Origin of the sequence: Paenibacillus sp. JNUCC32, assembly GCF_014863545.1 — a bacterium.
Lineage (GTDB): Bacteria > Bacillota > Bacilli > Paenibacillales > Paenibacillaceae > Paenibacillus_AQ > Paenibacillus_AQ lautus_A.
The window spans coordinates 3449423-3466320 of the sequence record NZ_CP062260.1 but is presented as its reverse complement, the minus strand read 5'-3'; the positions used below and the strand labels follow the sequence as shown (position 1 = coordinate 3466320).

The 16898-nt window shown below is 53.9% G+C and carries 15 protein-coding genes; 12 read left to right on the top strand and 3 right to left on the bottom strand.

All coding sequences use genetic code 11. The features are described 5' to 3' along the window. Nucleotide 1 precedes the first annotated feature (1 nt). The 7 genes from rsmB (at nt 2) to spoVM (ending at nt 7335) form a co-directional block, all read left to right on the top strand. Complete coding sequence (gene rsmB, locus JNUCC32_RS15595) at nt 2–1330, top strand: 16S rRNA (cytosine(967)-C(5))-methyltransferase RsmB (protein WP_267132983.1); 1329 nt, start codon at nt 2–4, stop codon at nt 1328–1330. 181 nt (nt 1331–1511) lie between these two features. Beyond that, entirely contained in the window at nt 1512–2552 is a 1041-nt protein-coding gene (rlmN, locus tag JNUCC32_RS15590; RefSeq protein ID WP_009592630.1) for a dual-specificity RNA methyltransferase RlmN, read from the top strand. A 6-nt stretch (nt 2553–2558) separates the two neighbouring features. Beyond that, nucleotides 2559–3335 carry a Stp1/IreP family PP2C-type Ser/Thr phosphatase gene (locus tag JNUCC32_RS15585; RefSeq protein WP_009592617.1) on the top strand — a complete coding sequence of 259 codons (777 nt, stop codon included), beginning with the start codon at nt 2559–2561 and terminating at the stop codon, nt 3333–3335. Next, nucleotides 3332–5470, top strand: a complete 2139-nt coding sequence (gene pknB / locus JNUCC32_RS15580) for a Stk1 family PASTA domain-containing Ser/Thr kinase (protein WP_192572557.1) — start codon at nt 3332–3334, stop codon at nt 5468–5470. The genes JNUCC32_RS15585 and pknB overlap by 4 nt, the downstream gene beginning before the upstream one ends. Before the next feature lie 50 nt (nt 5471–5520). Beyond that, a complete protein-coding gene (rsgA, locus tag JNUCC32_RS15575) occupies nt 5521–6429 on the top strand; it encodes a ribosome small subunit-dependent GTPase A (RefSeq protein WP_096773142.1) in 909 nt (302 codons plus the stop codon). A gap of 3 nt (nt 6430–6432) precedes the next feature. Next, nucleotides 6433–7092 (top strand): ribulose-phosphate 3-epimerase, encoded by a 660-nt coding sequence (rpe, locus tag JNUCC32_RS15570; RefSeq protein WP_192572556.1) that lies wholly within the window; start codon nt 6433–6435, stop codon nt 7090–7092. 162 nt (nt 7093–7254) lie between these two features. Next, on the top strand, nt 7255–7335 hold the full coding sequence (gene spoVM, locus JNUCC32_RS15565; protein ID WP_034273235.1) for a stage V sporulation protein SpoVM: 81 nt from the start codon (nt 7255–7257) through the stop codon (nt 7333–7335). Nucleotides 7336–7777: 442 nt separating this feature from the next. On the opposite strand, the gene rpmB is transcribed toward spoVM, so the two are convergent. Further along, nucleotides 7778–7966, bottom strand: coding sequence for a 50S ribosomal protein L28 (gene rpmB / locus JNUCC32_RS15560; RefSeq protein WP_006209230.1), 189 nt, complete (start codon nt 7964–7966; stop codon nt 7778–7780). 366 nt (nt 7967–8332) lie between these two features. On the opposite strand from rpmB, the gene JNUCC32_RS15555 reads away from it, so the two are divergent. The 4 genes from JNUCC32_RS15555 (at nt 8333) to JNUCC32_RS15540 (ending at nt 13566) form a co-directional block, all read left to right on the top strand. Further along, on the top strand, nt 8333–10111 hold the full coding sequence (locus JNUCC32_RS15555; protein ID WP_036672418.1) for a DAK2 domain-containing protein: 1779 nt from the start codon (nt 8333–8335) through the stop codon (nt 10109–10111). A gap of 157 nt (nt 10112–10268) precedes the next feature. Beyond that, complete coding sequence (locus JNUCC32_RS15550; RefSeq protein ID WP_096773145.1) at nt 10269–11126, top strand: DegV family protein; 858 nt, start codon at nt 10269–10271, stop codon at nt 11124–11126. A 14-nt stretch (nt 11127–11140) separates the two neighbouring features. Then, a complete protein-coding gene (gene recG / locus JNUCC32_RS15545; RefSeq protein ID WP_192572555.1) occupies nt 11141–13192 on the top strand; it encodes an ATP-dependent DNA helicase RecG in 2052 nt (683 codons plus the stop codon). Between the two features lie 86 nt (nt 13193–13278). Then, nucleotides 13279–13566 (top strand): stage VI sporulation protein F, encoded by a 288-nt coding sequence (locus JNUCC32_RS15540; protein WP_009592565.1) that lies wholly within the window; start codon nt 13279–13281, stop codon nt 13564–13566. A gap of 228 nt (nt 13567–13794) precedes the next feature. Here JNUCC32_RS15540 and JNUCC32_RS15535 read toward each other — a convergent pair whose 3' ends face one another. Then, entirely contained in the window at nt 13795–14502 is a 708-nt protein-coding gene (locus tag JNUCC32_RS15535) for an SOS response-associated peptidase (RefSeq protein WP_090912905.1), read from the bottom strand. A gap of 184 nt (nt 14503–14686) precedes the next feature. Here JNUCC32_RS15535 and JNUCC32_RS15530 point away from each other — a divergent pair, with 184 nt between their 5' ends. Next, the gene (locus JNUCC32_RS15530) at nt 14687–15988 is read left to right on the top strand and encodes an NCS2 family permease (RefSeq protein ID WP_192572554.1); all 1302 of its coding nucleotides are present in this window, start codon (nt 14687–14689) and stop codon (nt 15986–15988) included. A gap of 180 nt (nt 15989–16168) precedes the next feature. Here JNUCC32_RS15530 and JNUCC32_RS15525 read toward each other — a convergent pair whose 3' ends face one another. Then, complete coding sequence (locus tag JNUCC32_RS15525) at nt 16169–16798, bottom strand: putative glycolipid-binding domain-containing protein (RefSeq protein ID WP_096773504.1); 630 nt, start codon at nt 16796–16798, stop codon at nt 16169–16171. Nucleotides 16799–16898: the final 100 nt, after the last annotated feature.

Sequence of the window (16898 nt, the reverse complement as noted above, 5' to 3'; positions counted from 1 at the left end):
GATGAATGTATTGACTCAGGTTGAGCAGGAGGGGGCGTACAGCAATCTCCTGCTCAACTCCGCTCTGCAGAAGTCCACGCTTGCCAAGAGCGACGCGGGACTAGCCACGGAGCTGATCTACGGCACGATCTCGCGGCTGAACACGCTTGATTATTTTTTGGACAAGTTTGTCAACAAAGGGGTGCGGAAGCTTCAGCCTTGGGTAAGGGCGCTGCTTCGCATCAGCCTTTATCAGATCGTGTACCTGGATCGGATCCCGGACCATGCGGTTGTCAGCGAAGCCGTTAATCTGGCGAAGCGCCGCGGGCATCAAGGGATCTCCGGCATGGTGAACGGGGTGCTTCGGAATATTCTGCGTCAGAAGGAAACCCTGGCCATTCCGGAGGATATGACGGACGCCCAGCGCATTTCCCTTCTGCATTCCCATCCGCAGTGGCTGGTGGAGCGCTGGATTTCCCAGTACGGTACGGAGGCAACAGAGGCGATCTGTGCCGCAAACAATGAACCGCCGGCTGTCAGCGTAAGGGTGAACACCACGATGATCAGCCGCGATGACATGCTGAAATTAATGGGCAGCCATGGCCTGGATGCTTCCCCATCGTCAGTTAGTCCCTACGGGATTGTCGTTAAGGGCGCGGGCAATATGGCCTTGACCGATTGGTATCGTGACGGGATGATCTCGATCCAGGACGAAAGCTCGATGCTCGTGGCCGAGGCCGTTCAGCCTGAGCCGGGCATGCGCATCCTCGATTGCTGCGCGGCCCCGGGCGGAAAGAGCGCCCATATGGGCGAGCTGATGAAGGACGAGGGCAGCATCGTCGCCAACGATATTCATGCCCATAAAGGGAAGCTGATATCGGATCAAGCCAGTCGTTTGGGACTGGACAGCATTTCGATCGTGACGGGGGATGCGCTGGATTTGGCAGACCGCTTCGAGCCTGCGTCTTTCGACCGAATTTTGCTGGATGCTCCCTGCTCCGGCCTTGGCGTGATCCGGCGCAAGCCGGATCTGAAGTGGGGCAAGTCCCAGGAGGACATCCATGAGATTGCGGCGCTGCAGCTCAGGCTGCTGGAGTCGGTCTCGACCTTGCTGCGTCCCGGAGGGATCTTGGTATACAGCACGTGCACGATTGAACCGATGGAGAATGAAGGCGTGGTATCTGCTTTTCTGGAAGGCCATTCCGAATTCGCCATTGCTGAAGACGGCTTTGGAGCCTTAAGCCGGCTGGGCGAGAATTCGCTTGCGCGAGGCGGCGGCATTCAAATCCTGCCCCAGCACTATCACAGCGACGGCTTTTACATTGCCAGACTCGGCAGACGTTCCTCTTAAGGGCGCTTGCCGCCATGACTATAGTCGTATCCCGCCTATGCCGGCGGGTTTTCCTCTTTTACCGTCTCTTTTATTTATGTTAGAATAGGAAGAATGAAAAAAGAGATGCATATGAATGAAATAGGGAGCGTTCGGAAGAATGCTGGCCGGACATCCTTTAAACTAGACAGGTGTGGTGAGAATGAAACCTTTTATATATGATTATTCACTGGAAGAGCTTCAAGCCTGGGCTCAAGAGAACGGGGAGCCCGCGTTTCGGGGAACCCAGATTTATGACTGGCTGTACGTGAAGCGGGTGAACGACTTCGCGGAAATGACGAATCTGTCCAAAGAGCTTCGGGCCAAGCTGGAGCAGGAATTCAGCTTCGTGACCCTGACGGAGATCACCAAGCTGGAATCCAAGGACGGAACGGTCAAGTTTCTGTTCGGCCTTCATGATGACCATGCCATCGAGACCGTCATCATGCGGCATAACTACGGCAACAGCATCTGCGTTACGACGCAGGTCGGCTGCCGTATCGGATGTACCTTCTGCGCATCCACGCTGGGAGGCTTGAAGCGAAACCTGACCTCCGGCGAAATTGTTGCCCAGGTGGTTCAGGCACAGAAGATTCTCGATAAAACGGGAGAACGCGTCAGCAGCATAGTGATCATGGGTTCAGGCGAACCGTTTGAGAACTATGAGGCGACCATGAAATTCCTGCGCACGATGATCCATGAAAAAGGATTGAATATCGGCCAACGCCACATTACCGTATCCACGAGCGGCATTGTGCCTAACATCTATAAATTCACCGAAGAGGATACCCAGATTAATCTGGCCATCTCCATTCATGCGCCGAACGATAAGCTGCGTTCCAAGCTGATGCCCGTGAACCGCCGGTTCCCGTTTGACGACGTGATTGAATCGCTTCGTTATTACCAGGCTAAAACCGGACGCCGCATTACGTTTGAATACGCCTTGATCGGCGGGGTGAACGATCAGGTGGAGCATGCCGAAGAGCTTGCTGACGTCATCAAGGATATGAACTGCTTCGTCAATCTGATTCCGGTTAACCATGTGCCGGAACGGAAATATGTTCGCACATCGCGTAACGATATTTTCAAATTTCAACGTGCGTTAGCAGACAAGGGGGTCAATGTGACCATCCGTCGTGAACAAGGCCATGATATCGCTGCCGCTTGCGGCCAGCTGCGGGCCAAGCATATGGAGTTGAGGTGAGAAGATTTGATCAAGACGGTTCATGTAAGCCATGTGGGACGCGTTCGTCCTGTTAATGAAGATTCGGTATTTGTTAGCACATTGGAGCATGGCTATACCTTGGGTGTGGTTGCCGACGGCATGGGCGGCCACCTTGCGGGCGACACCGCCAGCAGGCTTGCGGTAGATACCGTGGCCGCGGATTTGTCCTCTTTGGAGCAGGACATGTCCATGGACGGCGTTCGGGCTGCGCTTGGCGATGCCATATTGCACGCCAATGCAGTTATCTATCAGGAAGCCTCGGCAGATGAGCGGCTTCACAATATGGGCACGACGATCGTAGCGGTGCTGCTGCGAGGCTCCGAAGGTTATATCGGTCATATCGGGGACAGCCGGGCTTACAAAGTCGTTCCCGGACAAGTCATTCGGCTCACGGATGATCACACATTGGTTAATGAGCTTTTTAAGAGCGGTCAGATTACGGAAGATCAACTGGAAACCCATCCCCGGAAAAACGTATTAAGCCGGGCACTTGGAACGGATGTGGACGTGACGGTTGAGCTTACGCCGGTTACGCTCGGGGAAGGCGAAGTGCTGCTGCTATGCAGTGACGGACTCAGCAACCGGGTCAGCCGCGAGCTGATCGGACAAATTTCCGGTTCACTTGACCTTCCTCTGGAAGAAAGAGCGGATCGCCTGCTTCAACTGGCACTTCTCGCTGGCGGTGAGGACAACATCACAGTCGCAATGTTTGAACATCAAGAAGAGGTTGTCGGGCAACGTATAAAGGGGTGGGATTCATGATCGGACATGAATTGGCTGGTCGTTATAAGATTATTGAACGCATCGGCGGCGGCGGCATGGCGCTGGTCTACAAGGCTCAGGATATTTTGCTGAACCGGAACGTAGCGATCAAAGTGCTGCGCCAGCAGTTTGTGCACGACGAGGAATTTATTCGCCGTTTCCGGCGTGAGGCACAATCGGCGGCTTCATTGTCGCATTCCAACGTGGTCAGCATCTACGATGTGGGCCAAGAGGAAGATGTGCATTACATCGTCATGGAATATATCGAAGGTCAGAATTTGAATGAAATCATTAAAGAACGGGCGCCGCTGCAGGTCGAAGAAGCCGTACGGATTGCGACCCAGATCTGCGATGCATTGGGGCATGCCCATCATAACCAGATTATCCACCGCGATATTAAACCGCATAACATTCTGATTGGCCGTAACGGGAGGGTCAAAGTAACCGACTTTGGCATTGCCAGGGCGGTCACGTCGACAACCATTACGCAGACAGGCTCCGTCGTGGGTTCTGTGCATTATTTCTCGCCGGAGCACGCCAAGGGCGTCGTGACGGGGGAGAAATCGGATTTATATTCACTTGGTATCGTATTATATCAAATGCTCACGGCCCGTCTTCCTTTTCTGGGCGAGAGCCCGATCAGCGTTGCACTGAAGCATCTGCAGGAGGAATTTGACGAGCCTAGGGAAGTGAACCCGCTCATTCCTCAAAGCGTGGAGAACATCATCCTGAAGTCCATGCGCAAAAATCCGGAGGAGCGTTACCAGTCGGCGGAAGAAATGATGGACGACCTCGAGACGTGTTTGATGCCGATGCGCCTCAATGAGCCGAAGATGGAGTTCGAGGACGATGCCGATTCTACCCTGGTCATGCCGGCGCTCAAAACGATGCAGCGCAGCAGCCAGCATCATCATGACCAAGATGACGACTCGGATGACGATGAGTTTGAGGAAAAGCCAACCGGCAAGCCGAAGAAAAAGTGGGTCAAGCCGACCATCATTATCGGCTCTGTACTCTTATTCCTCGGCCTTATGTTAGGCGTCGTCATGTATGTGAACAATATGCTGGAGGTGCCGGAGGTTAAGGTGCCGCCAGTGGTAGGCATGACGGAGGAGGAAGCGATCCGCGAGCTAGAGGCCCAAGGTTTGACGGTGAATGAGGAAGTCATTCGCGAATATAAACCGAATGTGGATGAAGGCGTCGTGTTTGCACAGGACAAGGAACCAGAGACCATGCTGAAGAAGGGCTCACCGGTTCAGTTATCGGTCGGGGATGCGAAGCCGCTCCCGGAAATGCCGGACCTTAATGGGATGACGTTTGATGAGGCAGTTGCTGCATTAAAAGAGATTGGAGTCAAGGAAACCTCCATCAAGCCATCGTCTGAAAAAAATGATGAAGTACCTCAGGGCAAGATCTTTAAACAAAGCCCGGAAGCCAGTACAAAAATCGATCCAGAAACTGAAGTAATCAGCGTAACGGTGAGCGAGGGCAAGAATTTGGTCCCTATGCCGGGCGTGGTTGGCTTAGAGCAGGAGAATGCCGTCAATATTTTGGAGTCAAATGGCTTTAAGATTGCAGCAATCAAAGAGAGATCTAGTTTTGAAGTGAAAAAAGGCATCGTAATAGAGCAATGGCCGCATGAGGCCAATCAACAAGTTGCACCAGGCTCCGATATCACGCTGTTCGTCAGCTCCGGCTATCCTTCGGACGCGCTCGAGTATAATTACAGCGTACCGGTGTCGCCGAGCGCCGAAGGACAAGAAAGCAAAATCCGGGTGGTCTTCAGCGACGCGCTGGGAGACAACCAGGAAGCCGTAAACAAGACCATTACGACTTCCGAAATGGTACCCGTTAAGCTGCTGCTTGCTCCCGACAAACACGCGACGGTCATGATATTCCGTGACGGCCGCCAGGTGGATACGTACAGCGTAAGCTACACCGACGTCAAGAACGGAACCGTGCCGCAGCCGACCTTTGAGCAGCCGCCTGAGCAGCCTGATGTACCGGTGGACTCCAACCCGGATGAGGGAAATGGCGAGGACGGTTCGAATGAGGAAGATGATGCTGCTTATCACTGGGATAACGGCAGCGAAGGAAACGCCAAGGGTAAGGGCAAAGGCAAAGACAACGATTAGAAACAAGTCATGAGAACACTAATTTCAACAAGAAAGGTGAGGCCTATTATATGCTAGAGGGACTGATCGTGAAGGCACTAAGCGGATATTACTATGTCAAACCACTGCAGGATGGCAACATTATATCCGGGGAGGACCCAGCGGTTCAATGCAGAGCCCGCGGCATTTTCAAAAAGAAAGGCATCTCTCCGCTCGTTGGAGATCGCGTGAAGTATTCATTGACTGAGAATGGGGAGGGGACCGTGGATGAAATACTTCCACGGTCTTCCCAATTAATTCGCCCGCCTGTCGCGAACGTCGACTTGGCGGTGCTGTTGTTTTCGGTCAAGGAACCGGACTTGAGCCTGCATCTGCTGGACAAGTTCCTGGTACATATTGAGCATTCGGGCCTTGAGGCGTTGATCTGCCTGACGAAGCAGGACCTTGCAGACGACTCGGACGATGTATTGGAGCAGGTCAAGCGCCAGTACGAAGAAATCGGGTATGAAGTGCTTATAACCAGCTCCTTGCAAGGCATCGGTACCGAAGAGGTGAAGGACCGCCTGGCCGGTCGAATCAGCGTATTCTCCGGTCAATCCGGCGTCGGCAAGTCGTCCCTGCTCAATGCGTTGATGCCGGGCCTCTCGCTGGAGACCAGCGAAATCAGCCTGCGCCTTGGCCGCGGCCGGCATACGACGCGCCACGTGGAGCTGATTGAGCTTGATAACGGAGGTTATGTTGCCGATACGCCCGGCTTTAGCCAGCTGGACTTTCTGGAGCTGGGTGTCGAGGAGCTGTCGACCTGCTTCAAGGAGTTTGCTCCTTATGCGGCTGAATGCAAATTCAGAGGCTGCAGTCACATCCAGGAGCCTGGCTGCCGGGTGATTCAAGCCAAAGAGGATGGAATCATCCTAGCAAGCCGTTATGAGCACTACGTGGAGTTTTATACCGAGATGAAAGACAAGAAGCGGAGGTACTGAATCATGATAAAAATTGCGCCATCCATATTGTCGGCGGACTTTGCAAAGCTGGGGCAGGAAATTAAGGAAGCCGAAGCGAGCGGAGCCGACTGGATTCATGTGGACGTCATGGACGGGCATTTCGTGCCGAATATTACCCTGGGGCCGCCGATCGTCCAAGCGATCAGACCGCATACGGGCCTGATGCTCGACGTGCATCTGATGATCGAACAGCCGGAGTTGTATATTGCCGACTTCGTCAAGGCAGGAGCAGACTTGATCACGGTTCATGCCGAGACCTGCCCGCATCTTCACCGCGTCATCCATCTCATTAAAGAGCATGGCGTGAAGGCTGGCGTCGCGATTAATCCGGCCACGCCGGCCCATGTCCTTCAGGAAGTGCTTCCTGACGTGGATTTGGTGCTGGTGATGACCGTGAATCCCGGCTTCGGCGGACAGGCATTTATCGAGCGGACCGTAAGCAAGATTGCGCAGCTGCGTGAATGGATTTCAAACTCCGACAATCCGAATATCCATATCGAAGTGGATGGCGGCATTACGGCGGAGACGGCGCCGCTCGTGGTGGAAGCGGGAGCGGATGTCCTGGTTGCGGGCAGCGCGGTCTTCGGCAAGCCGGATCGGGCGGCGGCCATTGCCCAAATCCGAGACAGCGTAACATCTTGACCTCAGAACGTGAGCACGGGATGCATAGGGCGGGGGATTCCCGCATAAATATGGTTACATGAGCTGGGTTCTCATGTAGCCTTTTTTGTCTGTGTTCACATCTAAGGGCTTGGTGCATAACATAATCTAGGAAGGCATGAGAATGATTGGGGAGGGTGAGACATGAAATTCTATACGTTCAAGCTGCCGAAGTTTTTGGGAGGTTTTGTGAAGGCCATCTTAAATACGTTTCACAAGAGCTGACAGCTTGTCCCGGCGTAACAAAACCTCCGCCTGGGACCGACGCCGCCAGCCGGTTTACGGGGGATGAGGCAAGAGAAGAGCACTCCGATAGATCGCATGGAGGACATACCGCATTGTATGCGGAGGTTTTTCTTGCGGTATAAGAAAGCCAATGCGCGCATGGCCTCTGCCGCTTTCTTGTATCATAAGAAGAGTGTCTAGCGACGTACTTATCGAAGACAGACCGCGTTCGACCGGAAGTTTTTCTTGCGATATAAGAAAGCGGGAGTTCGGCTCTTTCATTTTTCTTATATCTAAATAAAAAAAGCACCTGTTATCTGCTCAGGGTGCTTTTTGTTTAGGTGAAGAATATGTATCTAAACGCAAGAAAAACTTCCTTGTCCCGGATCGCCCACAAATGGTGCCTGGAGATTTAGAAGTTTTTCTTCATATAACGAGATGATTATACGCGAGTCACTTTACCGGATTTCAAAGCGCGAGTGCTGACGTATACACGTTTTGGCTTGCCATCCACCAAAATGCGAACCTTTTGAACGTTGACACCCCAAGAACGCTTGTTGTGGTTGTTAGCGTGAGAAACATGGTTACCACTGCTTGGTTTCTTGCCTGTTACATAACATTTGCGAGCCATTCATTACACCTCCTTGTTCCTAACCCTGCATGAAACAATACTTAAATATAATATCACAGTAAAAATTGCTCCGTCAACTGTCCTAAAAACATTTATTTCTCTTTCTCATTATAGTACAATGTTGATTAGTCCATAATATTTCCGAAGATCTGTATATTGTGGGCTGGTCGGCATGTTTCGAGGAGGTTTGGAGCTGCCGAATGACGTAGAGGACGAGAGGGCAGCCCATCAAGATGGTATGATCCATTTAATCATGCAAGTCTATTATTTACTGGTTGGGCATTTCGTCAGCTATAAGCTATGAAATAGATATGAAGTTTACGACAAGAAGTGTTATGGGTATCAAGCCAGGAAGGGGAATTCTCATTGAGTAAGCGTTCTTTGAATGGAACAGAATTTACCGCTATGGTCCTTGCCGGAGCGGAGCAGCTGCAGCAGCATGCAGAACACGTCAATTCCCTGAATGTGTTCCCGGTGCCGGACGGCGACACGGGGACCAACATGAATTTGACGATGACGGCAGGCGTAGCAGAACTGAAGAGTAAGTACTCGGAGTCCGTCGGGCATAGTGCCGGTGTGCTGTCCAAGGGGCTTCTGATGGGAGCCAGAGGGAATTCGGGGGTGATCCTGTCCCAGCTGTTCCGTGGTTTCAGCCGGTATGCGGCACCTTATACAGAACTTAATTCTCATCAATTTGCCGCAGCGCTGCAGACAGGCGTGGAAGCTGCGTATAAAGCTGTCGTAAAGCCTGTGGAAGGCACCATCCTGACCGTAGCTAAAGAAGCGGCCAAACATGCCGTTTATTTCTCTCGCCGCAGCAACGATATCGTGGAGCTGATGGAGCAGGTGCTGGCCAAAGCCAAAGAAACGCTGTCCCAGACGCCGGATATGCTTCCCGTGCTGAAGCAGGTTGGCGTTGTGGACTCGGGCGGGCAAGGCCTGGTGTACATCTACGAAGGTTTCTTGCAAGCGTTGAAAAAAGACGGCGCGTCCGGCTCCTTCGCTTCTGCGGAAGGACAAGCAGAACAGAGCAGCGCGGCACCAGCCTATCATGCGGTTCCTGATTTCTCGGCGGTTCAAGCTCCGGCTTCGGCCCAATCCCGACTGTCCACGGAGGACATTGAATTTTTATACGACATGGAATTCTTTATTAATAGGCAGCTTGGAGAGGGAACGAGTGCGGACTTTGATGAAGATAAGTTCCGGAAAGCGCTTGCAGTGAACGGTGATTCCATCATTGTCATTGCCGATGACGAGACGATCAAAGTGCATGTCCATTCCAAGGCGCCGGGCGAAGTGTTGAATTTGGCCCTCATGTATGGAGAGATCACCCAGATTCACATTTTGAATATGCGCGAGCAGCACCGCGACTTGCTGACAACCGGAATGGATATCGCGCCGATGCCCGAGCTGTTTGCGGATATTCCGGCAGAGACCGTGACGCCGGAAGCACCGGCTGTTCCTCCTGCAGACGAGATCGCGCCGTACGGGTTCATTGCGGTTTCGTCAGGGGAAGGCATTTCCGATATATTCAAGAGCCTGGGCGTCGACGTCGTTCTCTCCGGAGGACAGACGATGAACCCGAGCACCGAGGATTTCGTCAATGCGATTTCTTCGATCTCGGCCCAGCAGATTTATATTCTGCCAAACAACTCCAACATCGTGCTTGCTGCCCAGCAGGCCAGAGAGCTTCTCGAAGGCGAGCGCAGCGTAACGGTCATCCCGAGCAAGACGATCCCGCAGGGAATCGCGGCAGCATTTGCTTTCCAGGAAGACGAGAATGCGGATATGAATACCGACAACATGCTGGATGCCATCACTCGCGTGCAATCGGGGCAGGTCACCTATGCCGTGCGGGACACAACAATTGATGATCTCGAGATCAAGGCTGGCCAGTTCATCGGTATCCGCAATTCCAACATCGTGGCAGCAAACGAGGATCTGATTACGACATCCCAGGATTTGCTGGGTAAAATGCTGGAATCCGGCGATGAAATCGTAACGCTGCTTACCGGCGCTGACGCAACCGAGGAATCGACCAGCGCACTCACGGAGTGGCTGGGCGAGCAGTACCCTAACGCGGAGGTTGAAGTACACTACGGCGGACAGCCGATCTATTCCTATCTGTTCTCCGTGGAGTCTTGATATAAGAGATAGGCGGGTTCCTCAAGAGGCTTTCCTTCCCTATCTCGGTAGAAAAACTTACGCTGCATGCGGCCTGTCTTCGGAGAAAGTACGTCGATAGAGTTTTTTTTCATAACGCTTTGATATTATGCATGGTACATTTTTAGGAGGGGTTCCGGTGAATAAGACCGTTATTGTGACAGACAGCACAGCGGATATTCCGGCAGACCTGGCGAAGCAACACAACATTCATATTGTGCCGCTGAGACTTATGTTCGGGGAAGATACGTTTTTGGACGGAGTGGAAATCACGCCGGGAGAGTTCTACCAAAAGCTGGTGCAATCGCCTCAGCTTCCGACGACCTCCCAGCCTTCGCCCGCAGATTTTGTGGCTGTGTATGAGTCCATTCTGGAACAGCACCCAGGCTGCTCCATTGTGTCCATTCACATCTCATCCGGCCTGAGCGGAACGTATCAGTCCGCACTGCTTGCAACCTCTCTTATTGAAGGAGAAGCGGATATTACCGTATGGGATTCCAAATCCGCCTCCTACGGTTTCGGGTTATTCGTGGTTCATGCAGCGAAGCTCGCGCAAGAAGGGGCCGCTGTTTCGGATATTCTTTCATCGCTTGAGGACCTTCGTTCCAAGCGCCGCCTCTACTTCTTGGTAGACACGCTGGAATATTTGCAGAAGGGCGGACGAATCGGCAAGGCGTCGGCCGTGCTCGGTACGCTGCTTAACATTAAGCCGATTTTGTCCATTGACGGCGAAGGGATTATCTTTCCGGTAGACAAGGTCCGGGGTCGGAAGAAAGCGACAGCCAAAATCATTGAGCTGTTTCAACAGGATCTATCCGGCGTGAAAAATATTAATGTGGCTGTGGGTCATACAGCTGACCCTGCTCTGGTTGAGGATTTTCTGCAGCAGCTGTCCGCTGTGTTCACGATCGAGGAAACCGTGTTCTCCGAGATCGGTCCGGTTATCGGTACGCACGTCGGACCGGGAACCATTGCAGCATATATATGGCCTGCTTAAGTGAGGTAGATGATATGAGTCTCAAACTCGATCAAATATCCGTCAGACAGATCAACGGCGTGAGCGCCCTGAAAGAGGGGGAGCTTCACGCCTTTGGCGTCTCTACGGTCAAGGATCTTTTGGAGTATTACCCTTTCCGGTACGAGGATTACCGGCTTCGGTCCTTAAGCGAAGTCAAGGACGGGGACAAAATCACCATTCAAGCCAAGATTGCGAGCGTGCCGGTTCTGCAGCGTTACGGGCGCAAATCCCGATTAACCTGCAAAATGCTGGCCGAAAACTGGATGTTCACCGCGACTTGGTTTAACCGGCATTTTCTGAAGGACCAGCTTACGGCTGGGCGGGAGATCGTGCTGACGGGCAAGTGGGACCAGCGCAGAATGCAGCTTACGGTGTCCGAATCCGAATTCCCGGATAAAGGAGCCTTCCGCAGCGGAACGCTGCAGCCGGTGTATTCCATCGGCGGAAAGATTACGCAATCCTGGATCCGAAAAACGATGGGACAGGCATTGGAGCAATACGGGGAGATGATTCCCGAGATTTTGCCGCAATCCCTGCTCCGAAAATATGATCTGATGCCCCGTAAATCGGCGATTATGACGATCCATCAGCCTGTCGACTCCAGGGAAGGTCAGGAAGGGCGGCGCCGCATGGTGTACGAGGAGCTCTTCCTGTTCCAGTTAAAAATGCAGGCATTCCGGGCACTGAACCGGGGACGGATGGACGGGGTGGTACATACGGCCGACAATGCAACCATCCGGGAGTTCGTGCGCAGCTTCCCGTTTGAGCTTACCGATGCGCAGAAGAAGGTGGAGCTGGAGATTTTGCATGATATGCGATCCCCTTACTGCATGAACCGTTTGCTGCAAGGGGATGTCGGCTCGGGTAAAACGATTGTTGCCGCCATCGCGTTGTTTACGACGGTCCGCTCGGGCTTCCAAGGCGCATTGATGGTGCCGACGGAGATTCTTGCCGAACAGCATATGCGTTCCCTGCAGAGGCTGTTTGAACCCTTCGGCATTACGGTCGGTCTGCTGACAGGCAGCGTAACGGGGAAGAAGCGGAAGGACCTGCTGGCTTCCTTGCAGATGGGGCTTACGGACATCGTTGTGGGCACCCATGCCCTTATCCAGGATGACGTCTACTTCCGGGAGCTGGGGCTCGTCGTGACGGACGAGCAGCACCGCTTCGGCGTGAATCAGCGAAGCGTTCTAAGGCGTAAAGGGTATAACCCGGACGTGCTCACGATGACGGCGACGCCGATCCCGCGGACGCTGGCGATTACCGCCTTTGGCGACATGGACGTATCCACGCTGTCGGAGCGTCCGAAAGGGCGCATTCCCATTACGACCTATTGGGTCAAACATGAACTGATGGACCGCGTGCTCGGATTTATTTCCCGGGAAGTAAATCAGGGACGCCAGGCATATCTGATCGCCCCGTTGATCGAGGAATCGGACAAGCTGGACGTCCAGAATGCGATTGACCTGCATGTTCAAATGCAGCAGGCGTTCCCCGCATATTCCGTCGGACTTCTGCACGGCCGCATGACGCCGGCCGAGAAGGATGAGGTCATGCGCCAATTCTACAGCAATGAGGTTCAGCTGCTGATCTCCACGACGGTTGTTGAGGTTGGCGTTGACGTGCCGAACGCAACCCTGATGATCATTATGGACGCCGATCGCTTCGGCCTGTCCCAGCTGCACCAGCTTCGGGGCCGGGTAGGCCGTGGACAGCATGCTTCCTATTGTGTCCTGGTGGCTGATCCGAAGTCGGAAGTGGGTCAGGAACGGATGCAGGTCATGACGGAAACCGAAGACGGCTTCGAGGTATCCCGGCGGGATCTGGAGCTTCGGGGACCGGGCGACTTTTTCGGTACGAAGCAGAGCGGGCTGCCGGAGTTCCGGCTGGCCGACATGGTCGCCGATTTCAAGGTAGTCGAAGAGGCCCGGGGCGACGCGGCGGCTCTCGTTAGCGACAGTTCCTTCTGGACGTCGCCGGAATATGAGCCGCTGCGCGACTTTTTGCAGCAGGAGAAGATCTTCCAGGGCGATATCATGGATTAATGGCATGAATCTGTTGGCACAATGGACAGACCTTCGTCATATACTCAAAAAGGGTAGCAGCATTTATGACTGGAGGTGCTTCAACATTGGGTTATCAGCAGTATGGCATTAGTCCGCAGCTGGTGGAGCGTATCAAGCTAAAAATGAAAAACCCGGCCATCAAGGAAAGAATCAAGGGACTGACTCAGGGCTTGACCAAAGCGGATCTTCAAAATAGCGCAAAAGTACATCAATTGATCCGGACGGCCAGCGGCATCTTGAATGAAAAGCTGAGCTCCGCACAGGAGCAGCAAATGGTTCAATTCGTGCTTGCACAGCGCATCGATCCGAACAACACCTTCCATTTGATCAAGCTGTGGGGAATGTTTCGTTAACAACTGGATGACATCAAGGAATGACAAGCATAGAAGAAGCCCCTCTCGGGAGTGTTTTCTCCTAATGAGCAGGGGCTTTTGACATGGCTTGAACAGGGATGAGGCGATCTTAGGCGGATTCCCGTTTAGAGGAGTCCCTCGCTATTGTGGTCTAACCGGCAGCGGTGAAGCCGGTATGCTGTGAAAAAGCGCGACAGTCGAAGAGAAATCCCAACCTTTTCGGAATATCTAGCTGCCCGTAATGGAGCGTATGCAATCTTCCGTGTCGTTCTTGACGGAGTTTACGGTTGTGCTTACCGGCACTGCCTGCATTTCCTCCGCGGGATAGGGTTTCAACAGCTCCTTGAGCGATTGCAGGTGGGAAGGGTGGTTCCCATGGGTATGGGAGGACGGCTGCCGTTCAAGCCATAGCGCTTCGTCAGCGGGTCTTAGAATGACCGGCATCCGGTTATGGATCGGCTCCATGAGCCTGTTGGGCTCGGTCGTAATGACGGTACAGGTGCTCAGCTTCTCGCCCCCTGGGGTGATCCAGGTGTCGTACAGGCCGGCCATGCTGAATATTTCGCCGTTCTTCAATCCAATGCGAAAGGGCTGCTTGCCATTGCCGCTTTTCTGCCATTCGTAAAAACCGTCTGCAGGAATCAGGCATCTTTTCCGATAAAAGGGCATCCTATAGGCAGGCTTGTCTTCCAGCGTTTCACTGCGGGCATTGATCATTTTGGCTCCGCCCGAGGAATCCTTGGCCCAGGAAGGGACAAGCCCCCATTGCAGCTGCCCGATCCGGTTGGTGCTCCCGTCATGGATAATGGCCGTGACCATCTGCGTAGGCGCGATGTTGTACCTGGGAACGTGAAAGGGAGAGACCGATTCGGGATCAATGAGATACCTGGTCATCAGCTCTTCCCAAGTAACGGTGAGCGTAAAACGTCCGCACATCGTTTCAAGGCCTCCTCTCATTCGAGCCGCTTTAGATCAGAACATCGACTTATGCTGGCATTCCCGACGGAATGGCCATATAAGGATGACGGCTCGTTTGTGTTTGAGTATATCAAATATTGCACAACTTACCAAAAGGGTCCGGCGCTCAGCCGGGCCGAGCATCATGAATGGAGGATTTTTCGTGTTTGATTTAAAAGCTAACGGCACCTCGGTCAAGACCGAGGTTGTTGCCGGGACCACGACATTTTTTACGATGGCTTATGTGACCGTGGTGAATCCGCTGATACTGTCGCAAGCGGGCGTGCCGTTTGAACAAAGCTTCACGGCTACGATTATTGCCGCCGTCATCGGTACGCTGCTCATGGGGCTCGTAGCCCGCTACCCGATTGCCGTGGCGCCGGGGATGGGGCTGAATGCTTATTTTACGTATTCCGTTGTCCAAGGGCATGCCGGACTTGGTTATATTGAAGCCTTTTCCGCCGTTTTTATCGCCGGTATTCTGTTTCTGCTGTTATCGATGACTTCCCTGCGGCGCAGGTTAATTGAGATGATCCCGGCGAACCTGAAGCATGCGATCACGGTCGGGATCGGCCTGTTCATTGCTTTTATCGGTCTGCGGATGAGCGGCATTATCACCGCGCATCCGGATAATCTGGTAGCGCTCGGCGATTTGCACCAGCCATCGGTCGTGCTCGCCTTGGTGGGCTTGGCGGTTACGCTCGTGCTGCTGTCCCGCGATGTGAAGGGCGCCTTGTTCATCGGCATGATCATCACCGGAATTATCGCTTATCTTGCCGATATGCTGTCCTTCACCGGCGGGATTATGTCCGTTCCCACGCTGCCGGAAGGCATTCTGGTATGGAACCCCATTACGGCGGCCTCGGATGTGATCAGGCACGGGCTCTATGCCGTGGTGTTCTCGTTCCTGCTTGTAACGCTGTTCGATACCACGGGCACGGTCGTTGGCGTGGCAGAGCAGGCAGGGCTGATGAAGGATAACAAGCTGCCCCGCGCGGAACGTGCCATGTTCTCCGATTCGGTGGCAACCGTGGCCGGTTCCATGGTCGGCACAAGCCCGACCACGGCGTATATCGAATCCGCAGCCGGTGTCGGCGCAGGCGGCCGCACAGGCTTAACCTCGGTGGTCGTTGCCGGGCTGTTCGTGGTTGCGGCCTTCTTTAGCCCGCTGATCGGGGCGGTGGCCGGATTGTCCGCCATCACGGCACCTTCGCTTATCGTGGTGGGCTGTCTGATGCTGAGCAACGTTCAGCACATCCGGTGGAATGATTTTGATGAAGCGTTCCCTGCGTTTCTCGTGATTTTGACCATGCCGCTTACGTCCAGCATCGCAACTGGGATTGCGCTCGGTTTTATTTCATACCCGCTCATGAAAATCGTGAAGGGCAAGTGGAAGGCGGTTCACCCGCTGATGTATATTTTTGCCGTGCTGTTCGTGCTGCAGCTCGTTTTTGTTCCGCATTGATAAGGAGCGCGGAAATCCCCTGCAAGGTCTTTAAAGCAGACCCGGCAGGGGATTTTTTGGCATGGCGGACGACCGTATGGCGGGTAGATCCCTTGTTGCGGATCAGGCGACGTTATAACGGTTTCCCGGCTGACGCTGCCGCAGCAAGGGGGAACACTGACAGCGGGGGATGGACGGGGCTCAGCGAGTCCGGCTCCATACGTCCGCGTACGTTGTGACAAGGCCGCGTTCGTCAACCTCCAAATCCGCTTGATACGCTCCGTGGTTGCTCTCGTAACGGTAGGCGAATTCGCCCGTCCGCGTGTATCGTTGGGGGAGGGGAGCGACGGTTAGACTCGGGAATTGAATCCATACGGCCGTCATGGTTGCGCTCTCCCCGGGCTCCAGCTGCAGGCGGCGGATCGGGAGCGTGTTGGTGGACGGGGTGATCCCGAGATCGATGTCGGTCATGCCGGCAAAGGCCGTGAGCTCGGTATCGCCGTTCCACCAGCGGCCCTCATCATCCCGTTCCAGGTGAAGGGACTGTTCTTCCGTGCCGCTTGAGAGCGTAATCCGGACTTTCCGGGTCTCCCAGCTGCTTGTGGTTTCGACCTCGTAGGAACAGTGGAGAGTCCGGCCTTCCAGGCTGGCTACGACCGTTCCGGTGAGCGTAAATCCATCGTGATGCCGATAGAGCCGGCCATGCTCCAGCGAAGGAAGATCGTGCCGGTTCCATAGCAGCGATTGCAGAAGCTGGCCGGACTGGCCGGAGCTTGCGTTTTTTTGTCCGATGGACTGCAGGTCTTGTTCAGCGTGCATATTGTTGTTCAAACGTGATCCCATCCTTGATCCATAATGTAACGAATTGGCCGTATCCCCTGGCTCCGATGATCCGAGAGGGCAGCAGGCAGGGGATCCGGCATGGGCAAGA